This window comes from Burkholderia puraquae, from assembly GCF_002099195.1.
Lineage (GTDB): Bacteria > Pseudomonadota > Gammaproteobacteria > Burkholderiales > Burkholderiaceae > Burkholderia > Burkholderia puraquae.
Window position 1 is genome coordinate 53000 of sequence record NZ_NBYX01000019.1, and the last position, 21585, is coordinate 74584.

Annotated in this window: 25 protein-coding genes; 19 read left to right on the forward strand and 6 right to left on the reverse strand. The window is 66.7% G+C overall.

The features are described 5' to 3' along the window. Window positions 1-84 precede the first annotated feature (84 nt). On the forward strand, window positions 85-1857 hold the full coding sequence (gene ptsP, locus B7G54_RS28790) for a phosphoenolpyruvate--protein phosphotransferase (protein WP_085042199.1): 1773 nt from the start codon (window positions 85-87) through the stop codon (window positions 1855-1857). A gap of 72 nt (window positions 1858-1929) precedes the next feature. Here ptsP and B7G54_RS28795 read toward each other — a convergent pair whose 3' ends face one another. The 3 genes from B7G54_RS28795 to gpmA form a co-directional block, all read right to left on the reverse strand. After that, window positions 1930-2682 (reverse strand): HesA/MoeB/ThiF family protein, encoded by a 753-nt coding sequence (locus B7G54_RS28795; RefSeq protein ID WP_085042129.1) that lies wholly within the window; start codon window positions 2680-2682, stop codon window positions 1930-1932. Window positions 2683-2787: 105 nt separating this feature from the next. Continuing rightward, on the reverse strand, window positions 2788-4335 hold the full coding sequence (locus B7G54_RS28800; RefSeq protein WP_085042130.1) for a S41 family peptidase: 1548 nt from the start codon (window positions 4333-4335) through the stop codon (window positions 2788-2790). A 271-nt stretch (window positions 4336-4606) separates the two neighbouring features. Next, entirely contained in the window at window positions 4607-5353 is a 747-nt protein-coding gene (gene gpmA, locus B7G54_RS28805) for a 2,3-diphosphoglycerate-dependent phosphoglycerate mutase (RefSeq protein ID WP_027789056.1), read from the reverse strand. A gap of 135 nt (window positions 5354-5488) precedes the next feature. Here gpmA and B7G54_RS28810 point away from each other — a divergent pair, with 135 nt between their 5' ends. The 5 genes from B7G54_RS28810 (at window position 5489) to B7G54_RS28830 (ending at window position 8405) form a co-directional block, all read left to right on the forward strand. Next, window positions 5489-5911 carry a rhodanese-like domain-containing protein gene (locus tag B7G54_RS28810; protein WP_021164238.1) on the forward strand — a complete coding sequence of 141 codons (423 nt, stop codon included), beginning with the start codon at window positions 5489-5491 and terminating at the stop codon, window positions 5909-5911. Next, on the forward strand, window positions 5908-6168 hold the full coding sequence (gene grxC / locus B7G54_RS28815) for a glutaredoxin 3 (protein WP_039346228.1): 261 nt from the start codon (window positions 5908-5910) through the stop codon (window positions 6166-6168). The genes B7G54_RS28810 and grxC overlap by 4 nt, the downstream gene beginning before the upstream one ends. Before the next feature lie 107 nt (window positions 6169-6275). Beyond that, complete coding sequence (secB, locus tag B7G54_RS28820) at window positions 6276-6758, forward strand: protein-export chaperone SecB (protein WP_011353285.1); 483 nt, start codon at window positions 6276-6278, stop codon at window positions 6756-6758. A gap of 28 nt (window positions 6759-6786) precedes the next feature. Then, the gene (locus tag B7G54_RS28825; RefSeq protein ID WP_085042131.1) at window positions 6787-7785 is read left to right on the forward strand and encodes an NAD(P)H-dependent glycerol-3-phosphate dehydrogenase; all 999 of its coding nucleotides are present in this window, start codon (window positions 6787-6789) and stop codon (window positions 7783-7785) included. 95 nt (window positions 7786-7880) lie between these two features. Next, window positions 7881-8405, forward strand: a complete 525-nt coding sequence (locus B7G54_RS28830) for an O-acetyl-ADP-ribose deacetylase (protein WP_085042132.1) — start codon at window positions 7881-7883, stop codon at window positions 8403-8405. A 34-nt stretch (window positions 8406-8439) separates the two neighbouring features. On the opposite strand, the gene trmL is transcribed toward B7G54_RS28830, so the two are convergent. Together trmL and B7G54_RS28840 are read right to left on the reverse strand one after the other, a co-directional pair. Further along, window positions 8440-8910 (reverse strand): tRNA (uridine(34)/cytosine(34)/5-carboxymethylaminomethyluridine(34)-2'-O)-methyltransferase TrmL, encoded by a 471-nt coding sequence (trmL, locus tag B7G54_RS28835; protein WP_011353282.1) that lies wholly within the window; start codon window positions 8908-8910, stop codon window positions 8440-8442. 105 nt (window positions 8911-9015) lie between these two features. Further along, window positions 9016-9819, reverse strand: a complete 804-nt coding sequence (locus tag B7G54_RS28840; RefSeq protein ID WP_085042133.1) for a ComF family protein — start codon at window positions 9817-9819, stop codon at window positions 9016-9018. An 81-nt stretch (window positions 9820-9900) separates the two neighbouring features. Here B7G54_RS28840 and B7G54_RS28845 point away from each other — a divergent pair, with 81 nt between their 5' ends. The 8 genes from B7G54_RS28845 (at window position 9901) to B7G54_RS28875 (ending at window position 16973) form a co-directional block, all read left to right on the forward strand. After that, complete coding sequence (locus tag B7G54_RS28845; RefSeq protein ID WP_085042134.1) at window positions 9901-10866, forward strand: methyltransferase domain-containing protein; 966 nt, start codon at window positions 9901-9903, stop codon at window positions 10864-10866. A 195-nt stretch (window positions 10867-11061) separates the two neighbouring features. Then, complete coding sequence (locus B7G54_RS28850) at window positions 11062-11586, forward strand: DUF2244 domain-containing protein (protein WP_085042135.1); 525 nt, start codon at window positions 11062-11064, stop codon at window positions 11584-11586. A 57-nt stretch (window positions 11587-11643) separates the two neighbouring features. Then, on the forward strand, window positions 11644-13245 hold the full coding sequence (coxB, locus tag B7G54_RS28855; protein WP_085042136.1) for a cytochrome c oxidase subunit II: 1602 nt from the start codon (window positions 11644-11646) through the stop codon (window positions 13243-13245). Window positions 13246-13288: 43 nt separating this feature from the next. Further along, on the forward strand, window positions 13289-14896 hold the full coding sequence (ctaD, locus tag B7G54_RS28860; RefSeq protein ID WP_085042137.1) for a cytochrome c oxidase subunit I: 1608 nt from the start codon (window positions 13289-13291) through the stop codon (window positions 14894-14896). Window positions 14897-14975: 79 nt separating this feature from the next. Next, window positions 14976-15116: a cytochrome oxidase small assembly protein gene (locus B7G54_RS39200; protein WP_165765633.1), complete on the forward strand. Its 141-nt coding sequence runs from the start codon at window positions 14976-14978 to the stop codon at window positions 15114-15116. Between the two features lie 35 nt (window positions 15117-15151). Continuing rightward, the gene (locus B7G54_RS28865; protein ID WP_011353276.1) at window positions 15152-15760 is read left to right on the forward strand and encodes a cytochrome c oxidase assembly protein; all 609 of its coding nucleotides are present in this window, start codon (window positions 15152-15154) and stop codon (window positions 15758-15760) included. Between the two features lie 16 nt (window positions 15761-15776). Beyond that, window positions 15777-15977 carry a DUF2970 domain-containing protein gene (locus B7G54_RS28870; protein WP_085042138.1) on the forward strand — a complete coding sequence of 67 codons (201 nt, stop codon included), beginning with the start codon at window positions 15777-15779 and terminating at the stop codon, window positions 15975-15977. 138 nt (window positions 15978-16115) lie between these two features. Continuing rightward, window positions 16116-16973 carry a cytochrome c oxidase subunit 3 gene (locus tag B7G54_RS28875; RefSeq protein WP_011353274.1) on the forward strand — a complete coding sequence of 286 codons (858 nt, stop codon included), beginning with the start codon at window positions 16116-16118 and terminating at the stop codon, window positions 16971-16973. A gap of 180 nt (window positions 16974-17153) precedes the next feature. On the opposite strand, the gene B7G54_RS28880 is transcribed toward B7G54_RS28875, so the two are convergent. Then, complete coding sequence (locus tag B7G54_RS28880) at window positions 17154-17363, reverse strand: twin transmembrane helix small protein (protein WP_043187227.1); 210 nt, start codon at window positions 17361-17363, stop codon at window positions 17154-17156. A gap of 84 nt (window positions 17364-17447) precedes the next feature. Here B7G54_RS28880 and B7G54_RS28885 point away from each other — a divergent pair, with 84 nt between their 5' ends. From B7G54_RS28885 to B7G54_RS28905, 5 genes are read left to right on the forward strand one after another with little or no spacing between them, the layout of a single operon-like run. Beyond that, window positions 17448-18158: an SURF1 family protein gene (locus B7G54_RS28885; RefSeq protein WP_244289444.1), complete on the forward strand. Its 711-nt coding sequence runs from the start codon at window positions 17448-17450 to the stop codon at window positions 18156-18158. 60 nt (window positions 18159-18218) lie between these two features. Next, the gene (locus B7G54_RS28890) at window positions 18219-18845 is read left to right on the forward strand and encodes an SCO family protein (protein WP_085042140.1); all 627 of its coding nucleotides are present in this window, start codon (window positions 18219-18221) and stop codon (window positions 18843-18845) included. A 24-nt stretch (window positions 18846-18869) separates the two neighbouring features. After that, window positions 18870-19982: a COX15/CtaA family protein gene (locus B7G54_RS28895; RefSeq protein ID WP_085042141.1), complete on the forward strand. Its 1113-nt coding sequence runs from the start codon at window positions 18870-18872 to the stop codon at window positions 19980-19982. An 8-nt stretch (window positions 19983-19990) separates the two neighbouring features. Continuing rightward, on the forward strand, window positions 19991-20893 hold the full coding sequence (cyoE, locus tag B7G54_RS28900) for a heme o synthase (RefSeq protein WP_085042142.1): 903 nt from the start codon (window positions 19991-19993) through the stop codon (window positions 20891-20893). An 18-nt stretch (window positions 20894-20911) separates the two neighbouring features. Beyond that, window positions 20912-21529, forward strand: a complete 618-nt coding sequence (locus B7G54_RS28905) for an SCO family protein (protein WP_046544363.1) — start codon at window positions 20912-20914, stop codon at window positions 21527-21529. Window positions 21530-21585 lie beyond the last annotated feature (56 nt).

The window sequence follows — 21585 nt, forward strand, 5'->3', positions numbered from 1 at the left end:
GTCGCGGAATTTATAATCGCTAACCGGGGTCATAAGCGCATCGCAGCAGTGTGCCGCGGCTTTACTTGTATAGAGGAGGTGCGCGTGTCCTTCACGCTGCATGGCATTCCCGTCTCACGTGGTATCGCGATCGGGCGAGCGTACCTGATCGCGCCGGCGGCGCTCGACGTCGCCCATTACCTGATCGACGCAAACCAGATCGACGCCGAGGTCGAGCGCTTCCGCACGGCGCTCGATGTCGTGCATCACGAACTCGAAGCGCTGCGCGCCGACCTGACCGACGACACCCCGAGTGAAGTCGGCGCATTCATCGACGTCCACATGATGATCCTGAGCGACGAGATGCTCGTGCAGGAAACCATCGACCTGATCCGCACGCGCCGCTACAACGTCGAATGGGCGCTGACCGAGCAGCTCGGGCTGCTCACGCGCCACTTCGACGACATCGAGGACGAATACCTGCGCGAGCGCAAGGCCGACATCGAGCAGGTGGTCGAGCGCGTGCTGAAGGCGCTCGCCGGCGCGCCGTCCGCATCGCAGGCGCTCGACCGCGCGGCCGCGAACGGCACGAACGAGATGATCGTCGTCGCGCACGACATCGCGCCGGCCGACATGATGCAGTTCAAGTCGCAGTCGTTCCAGGCGTTCGTCACCGACCTCGGCGGGCGCACGTCGCACACGGCGATCGTCGCGCGCAGCCTCGGCATTCCGGCCGCGGTCGGCGTGCAGCACGCAAGCGCTTTGATCCGCCAGGACGACCTGATCATCGTCGACGGCGACCAGGGCATCGTGATCGTCGATCCGGCGCCGATCGTCCTCGAGGAATATTCGTACCGGCAGTCCGAGAAGCTGCTGGAGCAACGCAAGCTGCAGCGCCTGAAGTTCTCGCCGACGCAAACGTTGTGCGGCACCAAGATCGATCTGTACGCGAACATCGAATTGCCCGACGACGCGAAGGCGGCCGTCGAGGCCGGCGCGGTCGGCGTCGGGCTGTTCCGTTCCGAGTTCCTGTTCATGCATCAGAAGGAGATGCCGGAAGAGGAGGAACAGTTCGCCGCGTACAAGCGGGCCGTCGAGTGGATGAAGGGCATGCCGGTGACGATCCGCACGATCGACGTCGGCGCGGACAAGCCGCTCGAGGCGCTCGACGAAGGTTACGAGACGGCGCCGAACCCGGCGCTCGGGCTGCGCGCGATTCGCTGGAGCCTGTCCGAGCCGCAGATGTTCCTCACGCAGTTGCGTGCGATCCTGCGCGCGTCGGCGTTCGGCCAGGTGAAGATCCTGATCCCGATGCTTGCGCACGCGCAGGAGATCGACCAGACGCTCGACCTGATCCGCGAGGCGAAGCGCCAGCTCGACGACGCGGGGCTCGCGTACGATCCGAACGTGCGCATCGGCGCGATGATCGAGATCCCGGCCGCGGCGATCGCGCTGCCGCTGTTCCTGAAGCGGTTCGATTTCCTGTCGATCGGCACGAACGACCTGATCCAGTACACGCTCGCGATCGATCGCGCCGACAACGCGGTCGCGCACCTGTACGACCCGCTGCATCCGGCCGTGCTGCACCTGATCGCCTATACGTTGCGCGAAGCGAAGCGTGCGGGCGTGTCCGTGTCGGTGTGCGGGGAGATGGCCGGCGATCCGGCGCTCACACGCCTGTTGCTCGGGATGGGGCTCACCGAGTTCTCGATGCACCCGAGCCAACTGCTCGTCGTGAAGCAGGAGATCCTGCGCGCCCACCTGAAGGCGCTCGAAAAGCCGACGGCCGACGTGCTCGCCGCGTTCGAGCCGGAGGAAGTTCAGGCTGCGCTGCAGCGCCTGTCGGTCGCGGAGCCGCGCGCAGACGCCGCCGCTTGACGCACCTGCGTCGCCGCTAAACGTAGCGAAGTGTCACCACGCATGCGCCCCCCGGCGCATGCCCGTCGCGCGTCAGTGCCGGCCCCCGCACACGGGGCAGTCGGCCTGGCGCGCGATTTTCATCGTCGTCCATTCCATCCGCAGCGAATCGAGCATCATCAGCCGCCCGTTGAGCGTCTTGCCGATGTCCCCGATCACGCGCAGCGCCTCGGCGGCCTGCATCGCGCCGATGATTCCGACCGTCGGCGCGAACACGCCCATCGTCGCGCACGCGACTTCCTCGAACGGCTGGTCTTCCGGAAACACGCACGCATAGCAGGGCGCGGCCGGGTCGCGGAAATCGAACGTGCTGATCTGGCCGTCGAAGCGCAGCGCGGCGCCCGACACGAGCGGCACGCCGTGTGCGACGCAGGCCCGGTTGATCGCATGCCGCGTCGCGAAGTTGTCGGTGCAGTCGAGCACGACGGTCGCGTGCGGCACGTGCGCGTCGAGCCAGGCGTCGTCGACGCGCTCCGCAACCGCATGCACTTTCACCTCGGGGTTCAGTTGCGCGAGCGCGTCGCGCCCCGATTCGACCTTGTTGCGGCCGACCGATGCCGTCACGTGCAGGATCTGCCGCTGCAGGTTCGTGAGGTCGACCGTATCGGCGTCGACGAGCGTGATCGTGCCGACGCCCGATGCCGCGAGGTACATCGCGGCGGGCGAGCCGAGGCCGCCCGCGCCGACGACGATCGCATGCGCATCGAGAAAGCGCTGCTGCGCCTCGATGCCGATTTCGTCGACGAGGATGTGACGGGAGTAGCGAAGGAGTTGATCGTCGTTCATGGGGAATCGTGGGCGAGGCGGGCGGTCGTGTCGTTATTTTAGGCGCGCATGAAAAACGGGCCATCGCGGTCTTCCCGCGATGGCCCGTCGGATGCCGGCCGGCGCTTACTTCGGCGCCGACGCGGGCTTCGGTGCGGAAGCCGGCTTCGCGCTGGCGCCCGATGCCTTCGAGGCCGTCGCAGCCTTGCCGGCCGGGCTCTTCGTGCTTTCGGCGAGCAGCGACTTCGATTCCTGGACCGACTTGCCTTCGAGCTTGTTGAGCGCCTGCTGCATCATGAAGTCGTCGGCGCTGCCGAACTCGATCGGCTTGCGATCGCGATCCTTCTGGCGTTGTTCCGGCGTCTTCTTGTCGTTCTGCTCTTCGAGGACGCGCAGCTGATCCATCCGGCGCTGCTCGCGCTCTTCCTGTTCCTTCTTCTCGTTCGGATCCTGCGTGTTCGCGAGGTGGTTCGTGTAGTCGACCTCGCGCGTCACGAGCACGTCGTCCGGATCGCCGTCCGCATACTGATCGACCGGCACGTCGGGCGTGATGCCCTTGTTCTGGATCGAACGGCCGCTCGGCGTGTAGTAGTACGCGGTGGTCAGGCGCAGCGCGGTGTCGGCCGTCATCGGGCGGACCGTCTGCACCGAACCCTTGCCGAACGTCGTCTTGCCCATGATCTGCGCGCGCTTCGAATCCTGCAGCGCACCGGCGACGATTTCCGACGCGGACGCCGAATAGGCGTTCGTCAGCACGATCATCGGCACCGTCTTGAAGACCGGCGGCAGGTTCTTCAGCGGATCGCCGTCGAAGGATGGCAGGCGATAGTTGTCGTACGTATCGCGGTAGACCTGCTTCGAATCGGCGATCTGGCCGTTGGTCGACACGACCACGGAGTCGGGCGGCAGGAAGGCGCCGGCCACGCCCACCGCGCTCTGCAGCAGGCCGCCGCCGTTGTTGCGCAGGTCGAGGACGAGGCCCTTCAGGTTCGGCTGCTGGCGTGCGATGTCCTGCAGCTTCGCGGCGAGATCGGGCGTCGTGCGCTCCTGGAAGCTCGTGATGCGGACATATGCATAGCCCGGATCGAGGATCTTCATCTTCACGCTCTGGACCTTGATGATCGCGCGCGTGACCGTGACCGGGAACGTGCGGTCGTCGCTCTTGCGGAAGATCGTCAGCGTGACCTTGGTGCCCGGCTCGCCGCGCATCTGCTTGACGGCCTTGTCGAGCGTCATGCCGCGCACCGGCTTGTCGTTGATGCGGGTGATCAGGTCGCCCGGACGGATGCCGGCGCGGAATGCCGGGGTATCTTCGATCGGCGAGATCACCTTGACGAGGCCGTCTTCCTGCGAGATCTCGATGCCGAGACCCGCGAAGCGGCCCTTCGTCTGCTCCTGCAGCTCGTCATAGTCGGTCTTGTCGAGGAACGACGAATGCGGGTCGAGGCTCGACACCATGCCCTTGATCGCGGCCGTCAGCAGCTTCTTGTCGTCGACCGGTTCGACGTACTCGCGCTTGATCTGTCCGAAGACTTCCGCGAACAGGCGGAGCTGGTCGAGGGGAAGCGGCGCCGTGGCGGTCTGCTCGGCCGATGCGGAAACCTGCAGCGTGGCGAACACGCCCGTGGCGAGGCCCGCGGCAATCAGGCCGATGTTCTTCAATTTCATTCGCATAGAGATCTGGTGCGGTCGGGAAGCGCGTGGCGGTAGCGGGGATGTAGCGGACAAGTATAACTGTTCGTCCGATGACTCAGTGGAACGGCGCGAAAAGCGTCGAAATGGGCCCGGAGAAGGCCCGCCGGGGCGCCGCCGGACGCGCTGCGGGTTCGAAAGCGGATTCGACAGCACCCGGGGCGCGAAGGTTCGCGCGGTGCGCCGGGCAAGGGCCGGGGCCGCGGCGCACCGCGCCGGGCGCGGCCCACCCGGCCCACCCGGCCGACGGGCGTCAGCCCGCCTTGCCCTGCTTCGCGACGGCGGCCTGCGCCTGCGCGATCGCGTCCTGGTCGCCGAGGTAATAGTGCTTGATCGGCTTCAGGTTTTCGTCGAGTTCATACACGAGCGGCACGCCGTTCGGGATGTTCAGGCCGACGATGTCGCTGTCCGAGATGCCGTCGAGGTATTTGATCAGCGCGCGCAGCGAGTTGCCGTGCGCGGCGATCAGCACCTGTTTGCCGGCGCGGACCGCCGGGGCGATCGACTCGTTCCACAGCGGCAGCACGCGCGCGACCGTGTCCTTCAGGCACTCGGTGAGCGGCAGCTGCTCGCGCGGCACCTTCGCATAGCGCGGGTCGTTGAACGGCGCGCGTTCGTCGGTCGGTTCGAGCGCGGGCGGCGGCGTGTCGTAGCTGCGGCGCCACACGAGCACCTGGTCGTCGCCGAACTTCGCGGCCGTTTCCGCCTTGTTCAGGCCCGACAGCGCGCCGTAGTGGCGCTCGTTCAGGCGCCACGAATGGACGACCGGCAGGTACATGAGGTCCATCTTGTCCTGCACGTGCCACAGCGTGCGGATTGCGCGCTTGAGGACCGACGTGTACGCGATGTCGAACGTGTAGCCGGCCTCCTTGAGCAATTCGCCGGCCTGGTAGGCTTCGTTGCGACCCTGTTCGGTCAGGTCGACGTCGACCCAGCCGGTGAAGCGGTTTTCCTTGTTCCACGTCGATTCGCCGTGGCGGATGAGAACGAGTTTGTACATGGATCTTGCGGTCGGTAGTGAAGGAAGCGGTGGCGCGTCGTGCAGGACCCGACCCGGGCCCGCCATCGCGCAAGACGGTTATTTTATAATGGCGGGATTGTCCTCATCCGATTTCTCTTTTTCCGGCGGAATTCCGTGACGTTCTTTACCGATTACACCAACCTGGCCCTTATCGCGATCCTGGTGGTATCCGGCGGCCTGCTGGCCTGGCCCGCGCTGCGCCGCGGCCGCGGCGGCCTGTCGGCCGCAGAGGCGACGCAACTCATCAACCGCCGCAACGCGGTCGTGATCGACGTGCGCGCCGCGTCCGATTTCGCTGCCGGCCACCTGCCGTCGGCGCGTCAGGTCGCGGCGGGCGAAATCGGCGCGAAGATCGCGCAGGTCGCGAAGAACAAGAGCACGCCGGTGCTGCTCGTCTGCCAGAACGGCCAGCAGTCGCAGAAGGCGGCGCGCGAGGTCGAGGCGGCGGGCTACGCCGAAGTGCACGTGCTCGAGGGCGGCGTGGCCGCCTGGCAGCAGGCCGGGATGCCGGTCGTCAAACAAGGAGTGGCGAAGTGAACAAGGTTTTGATGTACAGCACGCAGGTGTGTCCGTATTGCATCCAGGCCGAGCGCCTGCTGAAGCTGCGCGGTGTCGAGCAGATCGAGAAGGTGCTGATCGACCGCGATCCGGCCCGCCGCGACGAAATGATGACGCGCACGGGGCGCCGCACGGTGCCGCAGATCTATATTGGCGATACGCACGTCGGCGGCTACGACGATCTGTCGAAGCTCGACCGCGAAGGCGGGCTCGTCCCGCTTCTGCAAGCGGCCTGATTAGGGCAGAATGGCCGCCGGCCGCGCCGCGGCTTGGGCGCGCAGGATTCATCCGTGGCGGCCGGCGAGAAGCCGGGCCGCCCCGTCACCACTTTTAGGGAAACACCATGTCCGACGTCGAAAACCAACCGTTCTTCAACATCCAGCGCGTCTACCTGAAGGACATGTCGCTCGAGCAGCCGAATTCGCCGGCGATCTTCCTCGAGCAGGACATGCCGTCGGTTGAAGTCGAAGTCGACGTCAAGGCCGACCGCCTCGCGGAAAGCGTGTTCGAAGTCGTCGTGTCGGGCACCGTCACCGCGAAGGTGAAGGACAAGGTCGCTTTCCTGATCGAAGCGAAGCAGGCCGGCATTTTCGACATCCGCAACATTCCGGACGAACAGCTCGACCCGCTCGTCGGCATCGCATGCCCGACGATCCTGTTCCCGTACCTGCGTTCGAACATCGCCGACGCGATCACGCGCGCGGGCTTCCCGCCGATCCACCTCGCGGAAATCAACTTCCAGGCGCTGTACGAACAGCGTCTCGCGCAGCTTCAGCAGCAGGCCGGTGCCGCAGCAGGCGCGCCGAACGGCACGACGCTGAACTGACGTTTTACTCGGAGGACCGGTGCTGGGTATGAAAGTAGCCGTTCTCGGCGCCGGTGCCTGGGGCACCGCGCTCGCGGGCCATCTGGCCGCGCGGCACGATACGCTTCTATGGGCGCGCGACGCCGCGCTCATCGCCGGGCTGCAGGCCCGGCACGAAAATTCCCGCTATCTGGACGGCATCGCGCTGCCTGACGCATTGCGCTACGACGCCGATCTCGGCGCCGCGCTCGCGCATGGCGCCGCGGACGACGCACTGTGCGTGATCGCGGCGCCCGTGGCCGGGCTGCGCACGCTGTGTCACGCGATGCGCGACGCAGGCTGCGTGCCCGCGCATGTCGTCTGGGTCTGCAAGGGCTTCGAGGCCGACACGCATCTGCTGCCGCATCAGGTGATCGCGGCCGAGCTGCCCGAACAGCAGAGCAACGGCGTGCTGTCGGGGCCGAGCTTCGCACGCGAGGTCGGGCAGTCGCTGCCTGTCGCGCTGACGGTGGCGAGCACGTCCGCCGATTGCCGCGAGCGCACGCTCGCCGCGTTCCACCACGGCGCGATGCGGATCTATACAGGTGACGACGTGGTCGGCGTCGAGGTCGGCGGCGCGGTGAAGAACGTGCTCGCGATCGCGACCGGCATCGCCGACGGCCTCGGCCTCGGGCTGAACGCGCGCGCCGCGCTGATTACGCGCGGCCTCGCCGAAATGTCGCGGCTCGGCGTCGCGCTCGGCGGCCGGGCGGAAACCTTCACGGGCCTCACGGGCCTCGGCGACCTGATTCTCACCGCAACCGGCGACCTGTCGCGCAACCGCACGGTCGGCCTGCAACTGGCGGCCGGCCGCACGCTGAACGATATCCTCGGCGCGCTGGGCCACGTGGCCGAAGGCGTGCGCTGCGCGCAGGCCGTGCTGGCCATCGCGCGCGCGCAGTCGATCGAAATGCCGATCACCGAAGCCGTGTGCGGTGTGCTGTTCGACGGCATCGCGCCGCGCGACGCCGTCAGCGGCCTGCTGCGGCGCGACGCGCGCGCCGAGTAGCGCGAACCGGCGCCGCCTGGCGCCGTGTTTGCCTCGGGCGCGCGGCGTCAAAGCGCGCTACGCTTGAACAGTCTCCGGCGTTCCGGGAGGTTGTCATGCTGCAGATCCATTCCACCACGCTCGATGCGCAGGTCGTCGACATCACGACGCTCGACGTCGACGCGATCGTCAACGCGGCGAACGGCTCGCTGCTCGGCGGGGGCGGCGTCGACGGCGCGATCCACCGCGCGGCCGGCCCCGGCCTGCTCGCCGAATGCCGCACGCTCGGCGGCTGCGAGACGGGGGACGCCAAGCTCACGCGCGGCCACGGGCTGCCGGCGCGCTACGTGATCCATGCGGTCGGGCCCGTGTGGCACGGTGGCGGGCGCGGCGAGGCCGAGCTGCTTGCGTCGTGCTACCGGCGCGCGATCGAGCTGGCCGAAGAGGTCGCGGCGACGTCGATCGCGTTCCCGGCGATCAGCTGCGGCATCTATCGCTATCCGGCAGAGGCAGCTGTCGACATCGCGGTGGGCACCGTCGCCGAAATGCTGCCGCAGGCACCGAACCTCGCACGCGTGGTGTTTGCGTGCTTTTCTCCCGACATCTACGACCTGTATCGCGCGCGGCTCGTGCGGGCGTGACGCATCCCGCGGGGCGGGACGCGCAGCGCAAGCATCATGCGCCGCCTTCGAAGCCGGCCTGGCGCCACGCCTCGAACACGACCACCGCGACCGTGTTCGACAGGTTCAGGCTGCGGTTGTCCGGCCGCATCGGCAGGCGCACGCGCTGTTCGTTCGGGAAGCGCTCGAGCAGCTCGGCGGGCAGGCCACGTGTTTCCGAGCCGAACACGAACCAGTCGCCGGGCAGGAACGCGTGATCGTGGAAGCGGCCCGAGCCGCGTGTCGTGAACGCGAACATCCGCGCGGGATCGGGCGTTTCCGCCGCGACGAACGCGTCCCAGTCGCGGTGCACGCGCATCTGCGCATACTCGTGATAGTCGAGGCCCGCGCGGCGCATCCGCGCGTCGTCGAGCGGGAAGCCGAGCGGCTCGATCAGGTGCAGGCGCGCGCCCGTGTTGGCGCACAGGCGGATCACGTTGCCGGTGTTCGGCGGAATTTCGGGGGCGACGAGAACGACGTTGAACATGTTTCGGTTTGGCTGGGCCGGCCGGGGCGGCGCAACGCGCGCGTTCCCGGCCGGCCGGTTCGTGACGGCCGCCGCCGTGTCCGGTCGGTCGGCCTCTCTATCTAATTAATCCCTGGCGGTGCGCAGCGCAACCAGATTCGTCACGCGCGCGGCGCCCGCCGCCTTCAGCGCATGCGCGGCGGCCGCGAGCGTCGCGCCGGACGTCATCACGTCGTCGACGAGCGCGACGTGGCGGCCGGCGACGCCGCCGGCCACCGCGAATGCCGCCATCACGTTGTCGCGCCGTGCGTGCCGGTCGAGCCGCGACTGCGGCGCGGTGTCGGCGACGCGCGCGAGCAGCGCCGCATCCGCATGCACGCCGAGCCGCCGCGCAAGCGGACGCGCGATCGCCCACGCCTGGTTGTAGCCGCGCGCGACGAGCCGCCGGTGCGACAGCGGCACCGGCGCCACCAGGTCGAAGCCGCCGGCGCCGGGCGTATCGTCGATCAGCCGGACGAGCCGCGCCGCGAATTCGGTGCCGAGCGCGAGTTGCCGGTGAAACTTCAGGCCGCGTGCGAGCCCGTCGAGCGGCGCGCGGTAATCCGCCAGCGCGAGCGTCGCATCGAACGGCGGCGGTGCCGCACGGCACGCGTCGCACCGGTACGCGGCCACGCGGCCGGCGCCTGCGCGAGCGCCGCGGGCCGGATGCGAACGCGGTGGCCCGATGCCGAGCGGCAGCGCGCAGACGTCGCAGCGCAGCCGCGCCTCGTTCCAGTACGCGGCGTCGCAAGCGCCGCAAATCATGGTGTGTGACAAATTGCCGCACAGCGCGCAGCGATTCGGCAGCGCGACCGCGGCGACGCGCGCTGCCAGCGTGCGAACCTGCGACAAAGCGACGCGCATCGTGCGTCGGGCGGAACGACGGATCATCGCAACACTCCTGACACCCCGCCTCAATGAAGCCTGCGGGGCGAGCGAGTATACTTCGGGCTCTTCGCCAGTGTGCCCGACATGTCCCCAGCTTCGACTTCAACCGGCCGTCCGGCCAATGACGCAAGGCGCCTGCGGCGGATCTTCGACCGCCGTGCCGCCACGTTCGATGCGGTCGCGTTCCTGCCGCGCGAGATCGCGCAGCGGATGAACGAGCGTCTCGAATACATCAAGGTGAGCCCCGCAGCCGTGCTGGACGCGGGCTGCGGCCCGGGCGACGACCTGCCGGCGCTGCGCGCACGCTTTCCGGAGGCGCCCGTATTCGGCGTCGACCTGTCCGGTGCGATGCTCGCGCGAGCCGGTCAGCGCGAGGTCGAGCAGACGAGCTGGCGCCGCTGGCTGCCGGCCTCGCTCGGCCGCGCACTGGGCCAGCGCGGCCCGCGCGTCGCGCAGGCCGACTTCGCCGCGCTGCCATTCCCCGGCGGCGCGTTCGACCTGATCTGGTCGAATCTCGCCCTCCACTGGCATTCGCGCCCGGATGCGGTGCTGCCCGAATGGCAGCGCGTGCTGCGCGTGAACGGGCTGCTGATGTTCAGCACGCTCGGCCCCGACACGCTGCGCGAACTGCGCGCGGCCTGTGCGGACGCCGAAGCGGCGCTCGGCATGGTGCCGCCCGCCGCGCGCGTGATCGACTTCGTCGACATGCATGACCTCGGCGACATGCTTGTCGAGAGCGGCTTCGAGATTCCCGTGATGGATCAGGAAGTGCTGACCGTCACCTACAAAACCCCCGACTCCCTGCTGGCCGACGTGCGCCGCTGGGGAGCCTATCCGTTCGACCGCGCGGCGCCGCAGCGCGCGACGCGGCGCTTTCGCGCGGCGCTCGGCGACGCGCTGGAGGCGCGCCGGCGCGCGGACGGCACGATTCCGCTGACGTTCGAAGTGATCTACGGCCACGCATGGAAGGCCGTGCCGCGCACGACCGCCGAAGGGCACGGGATCGTGCGTATCGAGGACATCGGAAAGGGGCGTCCGAAGAATCGGTAAAGCGGTAAAGAGGGGTTTTGTTATGTCTGAAATTAGCGGCGCAAAGCGGGGTCGAATTGGCGCCTGAAATGGCCGGAAAGCTTGTCGCGCTTGGCTCGCGGGCCGATAGTCGCTTGCTTGTGGATGCCATTGAACCCGCCTATAATGCGTCAGCTTGTCGTCCCGGGGTCCCCGCAATACGGGGCGACGAGTCCGATGCAGGCATGCATCGCATGCCATTCGCGTGAGGCGGCGATGGAAGCAGCGAGGGTTTTGGCGGAGACGACGAACGGCGAGCTGGTCCTCGAAGACTGGCTCATGAAACGCAATTGTTCGGCGTCGCCGCGCCAGTTCGTGCTGTTTTACGCGTCGCTCGCGGGCTTCTCGCTGGTGATCGCGACATTGCTGATGTGGCAAGGGGCTTGGCTCGTCATGCCCTTCACCGGAATCGAGTTGCTGGCAGTGGGTGTCGCATTTGCGATCTATGCTCGCCATGCGGTCGATTACGAACGCATCAGGCTGTATCCGCACCGGCTCGTGATCGAGCGGATGGATGCGGAGCGGCTCACGCAGATCGAATTCAACCCGCGCTGGGTGCGGGTCGAGCCGGGTGCGACGCCACGCGATCCGATTCGGCTGGTATCGCGCGGGCAGACCGTCGTAATCGGGCAGCATCTCGCGCAGCACAGGCGTGCGCAGTTCGCCGACGAACTGCGCGTGTCGCTCAGGCGCTGCGGCTGACGAAGCGCGGGCACCGGCCGGATACCGGCCGGCGGCTTGCGACGGGGGAGGGTTTGAATGGAAATTTTGGGTAAGGATGCTATGAAAACAATCAAGCGAGCCCTCACGGGCGTGCTGGCATGCAGCGGATTGCTCTTTGCCGGTGCCGCCCTGGCGGTCGGTGATAGCCCGGGCGGCCCCCGCGTCAACGAGATCAACTTTCAGCCGCCGGTCACGAAGATCGCCGAGGAGCTCTACGATCTCCACACGATGATGCTGATCCTGTGTACGGTGATCTTCGTCGGCGTGTTCGGCGTGATGTTCTATTCGATCTTCGCGCACCGCAAATCCAAAGGCCACAAGGCCGCCAATTTCCATGAAAGCACGACCGTCGAGATCATCTGGACGATCGTGCCGTTCGTCATCGTCGTGCTGATGGCACTGCCGGCGACGAAGGCCGTCGTCGCGATGAAGGACACGACGAACGCCGATCTCACGATCAAGGTCACCGGCTACCAGTGGAAGTGGGGCTACGACTACGTGAAGGGCCCGGGCGAGGGCATCGGCTTCCTGTCGACGCTCAGCACCCCGCGCGACGAAGTGATGGGCAAGAAGCCGATCACCGACACCTATCTGCAGGAAGTCGACAACCCGCTCGTCGTGCCGGTCAACAAGAAGATCCGCATCATCACGACCGCGAACGACGTCGTCCACTCGTGGTACGTGCCCGCGTTCGGCGTGAAGCAGGATGCGATCCCCGGCTTCGTGCGCGACACGTGGTTCAAGGCCGACAAGGTCGGTACGTTCCGCGGTTTCTGTACCGAGCTGTGCGGCAAGGAACACGCGTACATGCCGGTCGTGGTCGTTGTCCTGTCGGATGACGACTACGCGAAGTGGGTCACCGCGCAGAAGGCCAAGCTGGCCAGCGCCGCAGTCGATCCGAACAAGGTCTACACGATGGCTGAACTCGTCGCGCACGGCGAGGAAGTCTACAAGGCGAACTGCGCGGCCTGCCACCAGGTGAGCGGCAAGGGCCTCGGCGCATTCCCGGCCATGGACGGCAGCCCGATCGTGAACGGCCCGATCGCCGGCCACGTCGAGCGCGTGCTGCACGGCAAGGGCGCGATGCCGTCATGGGCGTCGCTGTCGGATCTTGACATCGCCTCGGTCATCACGTACGAACGCAATTCGTGGGGCAACCACAAGAACGACCTGCTGCAGCCGAAGCAAGTGGCCGACGCGCGTAACGGCAAGATGCCGGAAGACGCGGCGGGCGCAGCGGCAGCGGCACCGGCCGAAGCTGCTTCGGCGCCGGCGCAAGCCGCGTCGGGCGCAGCCGAGCAGCCGGCGGCAGCGTCGGCATCGGCCGCCCTGTCGACGATCTACTTCGAGACGGGCAAGAGCGTGCTGCCGCCCGACGCGAAAGCGGCGATCGCCGCCGCGGCCGACTATGCGAAGGCACATCCGGACGCGAAGCTCGCGCTGTCGGGCTTTACCGACAAGACGGGCTCGGCCGACGCGAACGCCGAACTGGCGAAGCATCGCGCGCAAGCCGTGCGCGACGCGCTGAAGGCAGCAGGCGTGGCGGAAGACCACATTATTCTCAAAAAGCCGGAAACGATCACGGGCGGGGCTGACGCGAAGGAAGCCCGGCGTGTCGAGATCGGCCCGGCGGCTTGACGTGTCGCTGAGTTAGTCGACGTATTCGCATTAGGAGATTCTCATGTCTAGCATCGGGCACGACGTAGCCGCGGACCACGCGCACGACGAACACGCGCACGAAATGCCGCACGGCTGGCGACGCTGGCTGTTCGCCACCAACCACAAGGACATCGGTACGCTGTACCTGCTGTTCTCGTTCATCATGTTCCTGTCGGGCGGCGTGATGGCGCTCGCCATCCGCGCCGAGCTGTTCGAGCCGGGCCTGCAGATCATGCGTCCGGAGTTCTTCAACGAACTCACGACGATGCACGGCCTGATCATGGTGTTCGGCGCGATCATGCCGGCGTTCGTCGGCTTCGCGAACTGGATGATCCCGCTGCAGATCGGCGCGTCCGACATGGCGTTCGCGCGGATGAACAACTTCAGCTTCTGGCTGCTGCCGGTCGCGGCCGTGCTGCTGGTCGGTTCGTTCTTCGCGCCGGGTGGCGCGACGGCCGCCGGCTGGACGCTCTACGCGCCGCTGTCGACGCAGATGGGCCCGGGCATGGACTTCGCGATCTTCGCGGTGCACATCATGGGCGCGTCGTCGATCATGGGCGGGATCAACATCGTCGTGACGATCCTGAACATGCGCGCACCGGGCATGACGCTGATGAAGATGCCGATGTTCGCCTGGACGTGGCTGATCACGGCCTACCTGCTGATCGCGGTGATGCCGGTTCTGGCAGGCGCGATCACGATGGTGCTGTTCGACCGCCACTTCGGCACGTCGTTCTTCAACGCGGCAGGCGGCGGCGACCCGGTGATGTACCAGCACATCTTCTGGTTCTTCGGCCACCCCGAGGTGTACATCATGATTCTGCCGGCGTTCGGGATCGTGTCGCAGGTGATCCCGGCGTTCGCACGCAAGACGCTGTTCGGCTATAGCTCGATGGTGTACGCGACGGCTTCGATCGCGATCCTGTCGTTCATGGTCTGGGCGCACCACATGTTCGCCACGGGCATGCCGGTTACCGGCCAGCTGTTCTTCATGTACGCGACGATGCTGATCGCGGTGCCGACGGGCGTGAAGGTGTTCAACTGGCTCGCGACGATGTGGCGCGGCTCGATGACGTTCGAAACCCCGATGCTGTTCGCGATCGGCTTCCTGTTCGTGTTCACGTTCGGCGGCCTGACGGGCCTGATGCTCGCAATGGCACCGCTCGACATCCAGTATCACGGCACCTACTTCGTGGTGGCGCACTTCCACTACGTGCTGGTGGCGGGCTCATTGTTCGCGCTGTTCTCGGGCTGGTACTACTGGGCGCCGAAGTGGACGGGCTGGATGTACAACGAGACGCGCGGCAAGATCCACTTCTGGGCGTCGATGATCTTCTTCAACCTGACGTTCTTCCCGATGCACTTCGTCGGTCTCGCCGGCATGCCGCGTCGCTATGCGGACTACCCGGCGCAGTTCACGGACTTCAACCAGGTGGCGACGATCGGCGCATTCGGCTTTGGCCTTGCGCAGGTGTACTTCCTGTTCGCGGTCGCGCTGCCGGCCTACCGTGGCGGCGGCGAACTGGAAAAGGCGTCGGACAAGCCGTGGGATGGTGCGACGGGCCTCGAGTGGACGGTGCCGAGCCCGGCTCCTTTCCACACGTTCGAGCAACCGCCGCACGTCGAGTAAGTTTCACAGCGCGCTCCGCCGCTGCCTGCCGCGCAGGCAGGCGCGGCGGGTGCGGAATCGAGTTTCAGCGAAGCTTCAGATGAACCGGAATCCACCAGAAAGACGAACGCCCGAGCAGATCCGCGCGGGCAACAAGCGGCTCGGCCTCATCCTGCTCGTCATCGCCGCCGTTTTTTTTGTGGGTGTCGTGATCAAGCAGTGGTGGCTGTCCACTCACTGATGCAGCAACAGACGCAGTAGCGAGGAAGTTGTCGTATGTCGAAGCCGGAAGAGGGCGCCGTCGATCGCGCGTTCAATCGTTCGATGCTGGTGAAGCTCTTCGTCGTGGCCGGGCTGATGTTCGGTTTCGGCTTCGCGCTGATCCCGATGTATCGGGCGATCTGCCAGATCACCGGCATCAACAACCTGGTGCAGCGCGATGTCAGCGAGCGCGAGGTGAAGAACTCGCAGGTCGACACCAGCCGCACGGTATCGGTCGAGTTCGATGCGAACGCGCGCGGCCCGCTCGGTTTCAAGCCGGAGCACAACAGTCTCGACGTGCATCCGGGTGAGCTGACGACGATCGTATACGACGTGACGAACGGGCAGGGCCGGCCGGTCGTTGCGCAGGCGATTCCGAGCTACGCGCCGAAGCAGGCGACGGAGTTTTTCAAGAAGATCGAGTGCTTTTGCTTTACGCAGCAGACGCTGGCCGCGAACGAATCGCGCAAGATGCCGGTGGTGTTCGTGATCGATCCGAAACTGCCGAAGGACGTGAAGACGATCACGCTGTCGTACACGTTCTTCGAGCTGAATACGCCGGCCACGCCGGCGCCCGCGCCGGGCAAGACCGCGGCGCAGGGCGCGGCGAAGCCGGACGCATGACGACGGAGGCGGGGCGATGACGGAGGGCAAGCGGGGCGGGTCGTTTGGCCAGGCGCTGAAAGCGGTGCTGTGGTCGTTCTTCGGGGTACGCAAGCGGCGCGACCTGGAAGCCGACGCGACGCAGCTGAATCCGCTGCACGTACTGATCGTCGCGCTGCTGGCGGCCGGTGTGTTCATCGGTGTGCTGATCCTGATCGTGCGTGCCGTCGTGGGCTGAAGCCCGCGGCCACGAAAGAATGCAGTGCGTGGCGCCACGGCGCCGCGTGCAGGAAGGAGCGGTGGTGGTCACGCCGCGCAAGAAATAAAGCCGGAGCGGTTTCCGGTACACAAATTGGACTGAAGTGGAGAATCAAGCATGAGCGGTCAAAACCAGACCCCGTACTATTTCGTGCCGCATCCGTCGCAGCATCCGATCAGCGCGGCCATCGGCCTGCTGGTCATGCTCGGATCGACAGCGCTGTGGATCAACGGTCACGACTGGGCGCCGTTTACGGCGCTGCTCGGCCTGCTTTGGTTGCTCTTCACGCTGTATCACTGGTTCGGCGATGCGATCGCCGAATCGGAAGGCGGTCATTACGGCAAGAACGTCGACAAGTCGTACCGCTGGAGCATGAGCTGGTTCATCTTCTCGGAAGTCATGTTCTTCGGCGCGTTCTTCGGCGCGCTGTTCTATGCCCGTGAAATCGCGCTGCACCAGCTCGGCAGCCTCGACTACAAGCTGATCTGGCCGGATTTCTCCGCCGTGTGGCCGAACGAAGGCCCCGCCGCGCTCGCCGGTCACTTCAAGACGATGGGCCCGTGGCCGATCCCGACGCTGAACACCGCATTCCTGCTGTCGTCCGGCGTGACGCTGACGATCTCGCACCACGCGCTGCGTGACGATCATCGCAAGAAGGCGATCGCATGGCTGGCCGCGACGCTCGCGTTCGGTATCTGCTTCCTGTTCCTGCAGGGCTTCGAGTACTACCACGCGTACAACGAACTGAACCTGACGCTGAACTCGGGCGTGTACGGTTCGACGTTCTTCCTGCTGACCGGCTTCCACGGCTTCCACGTGTTCCTCGGCGGCACGATGCTCGCGGTGGTGCTGGTGCGGATGATCCGCGGCCACTTCAAGCCCGATCATCATTTCGCATTCGAAGGCGCCGCGTGGTACTGGCACTTCGTCGACGTCGTCTGGCTCGGCCTGTACGTCGTCGTCTACTGGCTGTAAATGGAACAACGGCCCGCGCAGCAATGCGCGGGCCGTTTTCATTGGGTCGGCCGGGCAGCGCGATTGCCGGCCTTCACCACCCTGGCGCCGCCGCGACTCAGTCAGGCGGCGCTTTTGCTTGGTGCCGTGGCCGTGCGGCGAAATGTCACAGTGGTCACAGCGGCCGCGGCAGCAAATCGATCAACGCCCGATCGGCAGGCCGGTCGAATGGATCCAGCCCATCCCGTTCGCGATCAGGATGAGCAGGAACAGCGACACCGACAGCCCGACGCGGGTGGCGAGCGACCAGACCATGCGTTTCGTGTGGCCGCGGTCGTGCATCATGAAGTAGAGCGCCGAGCCCATGCTGGCAATGATGAGGACGAAGGCGATGGGAACGAGTATGTGCATGACACGAACCGGACGACGGCAATTCGAAAGGAAGAGGATAATTATCGCACTTCGCTTTCGGGCATGCGCCGGACGGGCGGCATGATGAAGATTCGCTGGCTGCCTGCGCTGCTGATTCTCGTCGTCGTCGCGGTTACGATCCGTCTCGGTTTCTGGCAGCGCGACCGCGCGCACCAGAAGGAAGCGCTGCAGGCGAGCATCGAGCGCTACGAGCAGGCGGCACCCGTCGACGTCGGCGCGCAACCGATTCCGCTCGCGTCGATCGAGTTTCATCGCGTGCGTGCGACGGGCCGTTTCCTGCCCGACCAGGCCGTGTTCCTCGACAATCGGCCGTATAACGACCAGCCGGGTTTTTACGTCGTGATGCCGTTTAAACTCACGGGCGGCGGCGTCGTGCTCGTGAACCGCGGCTGGCTGCCGCGCAATATCGCCGATCGCACGGCGATCGAGCCGTTCGCGACGCCCGCAGGCGACGTCGAGATCGTGGGCATCGCGCGCGCCGACGCGTCGCGCGCGTTCGAGCTCGGCGAAGGCGGGTCGGCCGCGCACCAGAAGATCCGGCAGAACCTGGACGTCGCCGCGTATGCGAAGGAAACGGGGCTGCCGCTGCAGCCGTTCGTGATCCAGCAGACGAGCGACGACGGTGACAAGCTCGTGCGCGACTGGCCGGCGGCGACGACCGGCGTCGAGCGCAATTACGGTTACATGTTTCAGTGGTGGGCGATGGCGGCGGCCGCGCTCGGCTTCGGCCTGTATGCCGCGAGGCGTGCGGCGAAGAAGTCGGCCGGCGCGTGAGTGCCATGCCAGGACGCGGCGCCGGCGCCGCGGGTTCGTTTCGAGAGGTCTGATTTGTCCATGCAATCTTCCCGTCAGGGTCCGGCCGCTGCGCCGATGTCGCAGGCGGCCCGCAAGCGCGGCCGCTGGATGCTCGTGCTGCTGGGTCTCGTGTGCGCTGCACCGATGATCGCGTCGTACTTCACCTATTACGTGATCAAGCCGAAGGGCGGCTCGACCAACTACGGCACGCTGATCGAGCCGCAGCGTCCGATCCCCGCGGATCTGCAGGTGACCGACGAAACCGGCAAGACCGTGCCGCTGTCGTCGCTGCGCGGCGTGTGGCTGTTCGTGATGACCGACCGCAGCGCGTGCGACGAAGCGTGCGCGAAGAAGCTCTATTTCATGCGCCAGATCCGCGTCACGCAGGCGGGCGAGCGGCACCGGCTCACGATGGTGTGGCTGCGCAGCGATGCAGGCGCGACGCCGCAGAAGGTGCTGGATGCGTACCCGGAGACGCGCCGGCTCGTCGCCGACCCGGCCGCGGTGGCCGCGTGGCTGCCGGCCGACGCGGGCACGAAGGACAGCGACCACATCTACATGGTCGACCCGAACGGCAACCTGATGATGCGCTTCCCGAAGGATCCGAACCCCAGCAAGATCAAGTCGGACGTGACGAAGCTGCTGAAGTGGTCGAGCATCGGCTAAGGCAACGCGAGAGGCAATGAACCGATGTCGTATCTAGTGCAACTCGGCCTGATCGGCTTCTGCATCGCGCTGCTGCCGCTGTCGTACGTGTGGGTGAAGGCCGACGACAACAAGTTTCGCAAGCTGGTGTGGATCACCACCTTCCTGACGCTCGACCTCGTGATGTTCGGCGGCTTCACGCGGCTGACCGATTCGGGGCTCGGCTGCCCCGACTGGCCCGGCTGCTACGGCACGTCGTCGCCGTTCGTCGCGCACGCCGCGATCTCGGCCGCGCACCAGGCGATGCCGACGGGCCCCGTCAGCATGACGAAGGCGTGGATCGAGATGATCCACCGCTATTTCGCGATGGCGATCGGCGTGCTGATCATCGCGCAGGTCGTGATCGCGTGGTCCGCGCGGCTGCGCCGCCGCCCGCTGCACGTGTCGCCGTGGTGGCCGACGAGCCTGCTGCTGCTGATCCTCGTGCAGGGCGCGTTCGGCGCATGGACGGTCACGATGAAGCTGCAGCCGGTGATCGTCACGATCCACCTGCTGCTCGGCCTCACGCTGCTCGGCACGCTCGGCTGGCTCGCGGCGCGGCAGACGCCGCTGCCGTCGTACGACCCGGAAGCCGGCCGCTATCGCGCGGCCGCGCTCGCGGCGCTCGTGCTGCTGGTCGTGCAGATCGCGCTCGGCGGCTGGGTGAGCACCAACTACGCGGTGCTCGCGTGTACCGACTTCCCGACCTGCAACGGCCAGTGGATCCCGCCGATGGACTTCCAGCACGGCTTCCACCTGTGGCGCGCGCTCGGGATGACGAAGGACGGTGAGGCGATCACGCAGGACGCGCTGGTCGCGATCCACTGGACGCACCGCACGTTCGCGTTCGTCGTGGTCGCGTACCTGGTCGCGTTCGCGCTGAAGATGCGCCGCTTCGAATCGCTGCGGCGGCCCGCGAACGGCGTGCTGCTGGTCGTCCTGCTGCAGTTCGTGACGGGCCTGACCAACATCGTGCTGCAGTGGCCGCTGCCGGTCGCCGTTGCGCACAACGGCGGGGCCGCGATCCTGCTGCTGCTCGTCGTCATGTTAAACTTTCGCATCCTTTCAAGCCGCCCCGGCCGTGTCGCGCAGCCTGCGCGCGACGCCGCCCCGGCGTGACCGCCCCCATGCAAAGTACCCTTTCCCAATCGCCCGGTAGCCGGTTTTCGCAGTACATGGCGCTGACGAAGCCGCGTGTCACGCAGCTCGCGGTGTTCTGCGCGGTGATCGGCATGTTCCTCGCGACGCCGGGCATGGTGCCGTGGCATGTGCTGATCGGCGGCACGGTCGGCATCTGGCTGCTGGCCGGCGCCGCGTTCGCGATCAACTGCCTCGTCGAACAGAAGATCGACGCGATGATGCGCCGTACCGCGTGGCGCCCGTCTGCGCGCGGCGAGATCACGACCCCGCAGATCCTGGTGTTCTCGGCCGTGCTCGGCAGTGTCGGCGCATGGACGCTCTATACGTTCACGAACCCGCTGACGATGTGGCTGACGATCGCCACCTTCGTCGGCTACGCAGTGATCTACACGCTGCTGCTCAAGCCGATGACGCCGCAGAACATCGTGATCGGCGGCGCATCGGGTGCGATGCCGCCGGCGCTCGGCTGGGCCGCGGTCACCGGCGCGGTGCCGGGCGACGCGTGGATCCTCGTGCTGATCATCTTCGTGTGGACGCCGCCGCATTTCTGGGTGCTCGCGCTCTATCGCCGCAAGGATTACGAGAACGCGGGGCTGCCGATGCTGCCCGTCACGCACGGCGAGAAGTTCACGCGGCTGCACATCCTGCTGTACACGGTGATCCTGTTCGCGGTCACGCTGATGCCGTTCATCTCCGGGATGAGCGGGGCCGTCTACCTGACGAGCGCGGTGCTGCTCGGCGCGGTGTTCCTCGCGTATGCATGGAAGATCCATCGCGACTATTCGGACGAACTCGCCCGCAAGGCCTTCCGCTACTCGATCGTCTACCTGTCGCTGCTGTTCGCCGCGCTGCTCGTCGATCACTATGCACGCCCGCTGCTCGGCGTGTAACCGCACGGTTTGAACGCAATGCTCCAATCACGGTTCGGGCGCCGCGCGCGCCAAGGCTGGATGCTCGCATGCGCATTCACGGCAGCGCTGCTGCTCGCCGGATGCGACAACGCGCCGAAATTCCAGAATCTCGACATCACCGGCAACACGCAGTTCGGCAGCGACTTCTCGCTGCCCGATACGGCCGGCAAGGTGCGCACGCTCGCCGACTTCAAGGGCCGTGCCGTCGTGATGTTCTTCGGCTATACGCACTGCCCGGACGTGTGCCCGACGACGATGGCCGAGCTGTCCGAAGCGTTGAAGCAGCTCGGGCCCGATGCGGCGAAACGCGTGCAGGTGCTGTTCGTCACCGTCGATCCGGAGCGTGACACGCCGGCGCTGCTCGGCCAGTACGTGCCCGCGTTCGATCCGTCGTTCATCGGGCTGCGGCCGGCCGACGAAGCGGCGCTGAAGAAGGTCACGAAGGATTTCCGCGTGTACTACGCGAAGGTGCCCGGCAAGACGCCCGGCAGCTACACGATGGATCACACCGCCGCGAGCTACGTGTTCGACCGCGACGGCAAGCTGCGCCTGTTCGTGCGCGACGGCCAGGGCCCCGGCCCGTGGGTCCACGACCTGAAGCTGCTGGTCGACTGACCGGCCGACGCCGGGCGCCCGGCCCGGCGATCTCGTGACGGCCGCCACGCGCCGTC

What these genes read in the sequence shown, in the direction of transcription:
- B7G54_RS28870 (WP_085042138.1), top strand. Translation starts at nt 15,777, where the DNA reads ATGACGGAGGGCAAGCGGGGCGGGTCGTTTGGCCAGGCGCTGAAAGCG.
- gpmA (WP_027789056.1), bottom strand. Translation starts at nt 5,353, where the DNA reads ATGTACAAACTCGTTCTCATCCGCCACGGCGAATCGACGTGGAACAAG.
- B7G54_RS28895 (WP_085042141.1), top strand. Translation starts at nt 18,870, where the DNA reads ATGTCGTATCTAGTGCAACTCGGCCTGATCGGCTTCTGCATCGCGCTG.
- B7G54_RS28890 (WP_085042140.1), top strand. Translation starts at nt 18,219, where the DNA reads ATGCAATCTTCCCGTCAGGGTCCGGCCGCTGCGCCGATGTCGCAGGCG.
- B7G54_RS28800 (WP_085042130.1), bottom strand. Translation starts at nt 4,335, where the DNA reads ATGCGAATGAAATTGAAGAACATCGGCCTGATTGCCGCGGGCCTCGCC.
- B7G54_RS28875 (WP_011353274.1), top strand. Translation starts at nt 16,116, where the DNA reads ATGAGCGGTCAAAACCAGACCCCGTACTATTTCGTGCCGCATCCGTCG.
- B7G54_RS28825 (WP_085042131.1), top strand. Translation starts at nt 6,787, where the DNA reads ATGAAAGTAGCCGTTCTCGGCGCCGGTGCCTGGGGCACCGCGCTCGCG.
- B7G54_RS28795 (WP_085042129.1), bottom strand. Translation starts at nt 2,682, where the DNA reads ATGAACGACGATCAACTCCTTCGCTACTCCCGTCACATCCTCGTCGAC.
- B7G54_RS28840 (WP_085042133.1), bottom strand. Translation starts at nt 9,819, where the DNA reads ATGATCCGTCGTTCCGCCCGACGCACGATGCGCGTCGCTTTGTCGCAG.
- ctaD (WP_085042137.1), top strand. Translation starts at nt 13,289, where the DNA reads ATGTCTAGCATCGGGCACGACGTAGCCGCGGACCACGCGCACGACGAA.
- trmL (WP_011353282.1), bottom strand. Translation starts at nt 8,910, where the DNA reads ATGTTCAACGTCGTTCTCGTCGCCCCCGAAATTCCGCCGAACACCGGC.
- B7G54_RS28830 (WP_085042132.1), top strand. Translation starts at nt 7,881, where the DNA reads ATGCTGCAGATCCATTCCACCACGCTCGATGCGCAGGTCGTCGACATC.
- cyoE (WP_085042142.1), top strand. Translation starts at nt 19,991, where the DNA reads ATGCAAAGTACCCTTTCCCAATCGCCCGGTAGCCGGTTTTCGCAGTAC.
- B7G54_RS28905 (WP_046544363.1), top strand. Translation starts at nt 20,912, where the DNA reads ATGCTCCAATCACGGTTCGGGCGCCGCGCGCGCCAAGGCTGGATGCTC.
- B7G54_RS39200 (WP_165765633.1), top strand. Translation starts at nt 14,976, where the DNA reads ATGAACCGGAATCCACCAGAAAGACGAACGCCCGAGCAGATCCGCGCG.
- B7G54_RS28850 (WP_085042135.1), top strand. Translation starts at nt 11,062, where the DNA reads ATGCAGGCATGCATCGCATGCCATTCGCGTGAGGCGGCGATGGAAGCA.
- secB (WP_011353285.1), top strand. Translation starts at nt 6,276, where the DNA reads ATGTCCGACGTCGAAAACCAACCGTTCTTCAACATCCAGCGCGTCTAC.
- coxB (WP_085042136.1), top strand. Translation starts at nt 11,644, where the DNA reads ATGGAAATTTTGGGTAAGGATGCTATGAAAACAATCAAGCGAGCCCTC.
- B7G54_RS28885 (WP_244289444.1), top strand. Translation starts at nt 17,448, where the DNA reads ATGAAGATTCGCTGGCTGCCTGCGCTGCTGATTCTCGTCGTCGTCGCG.
- B7G54_RS28880 (WP_043187227.1), bottom strand. Translation starts at nt 17,363, where the DNA reads ATGCACATACTCGTTCCCATCGCCTTCGTCCTCATCATTGCCAGCATG.
- B7G54_RS28865 (WP_011353276.1), top strand. Translation starts at nt 15,152, where the DNA reads ATGTCGAAGCCGGAAGAGGGCGCCGTCGATCGCGCGTTCAATCGTTCG.
- B7G54_RS28845 (WP_085042134.1), top strand. Translation starts at nt 9,901, where the DNA reads ATGTCCCCAGCTTCGACTTCAACCGGCCGTCCGGCCAATGACGCAAGG.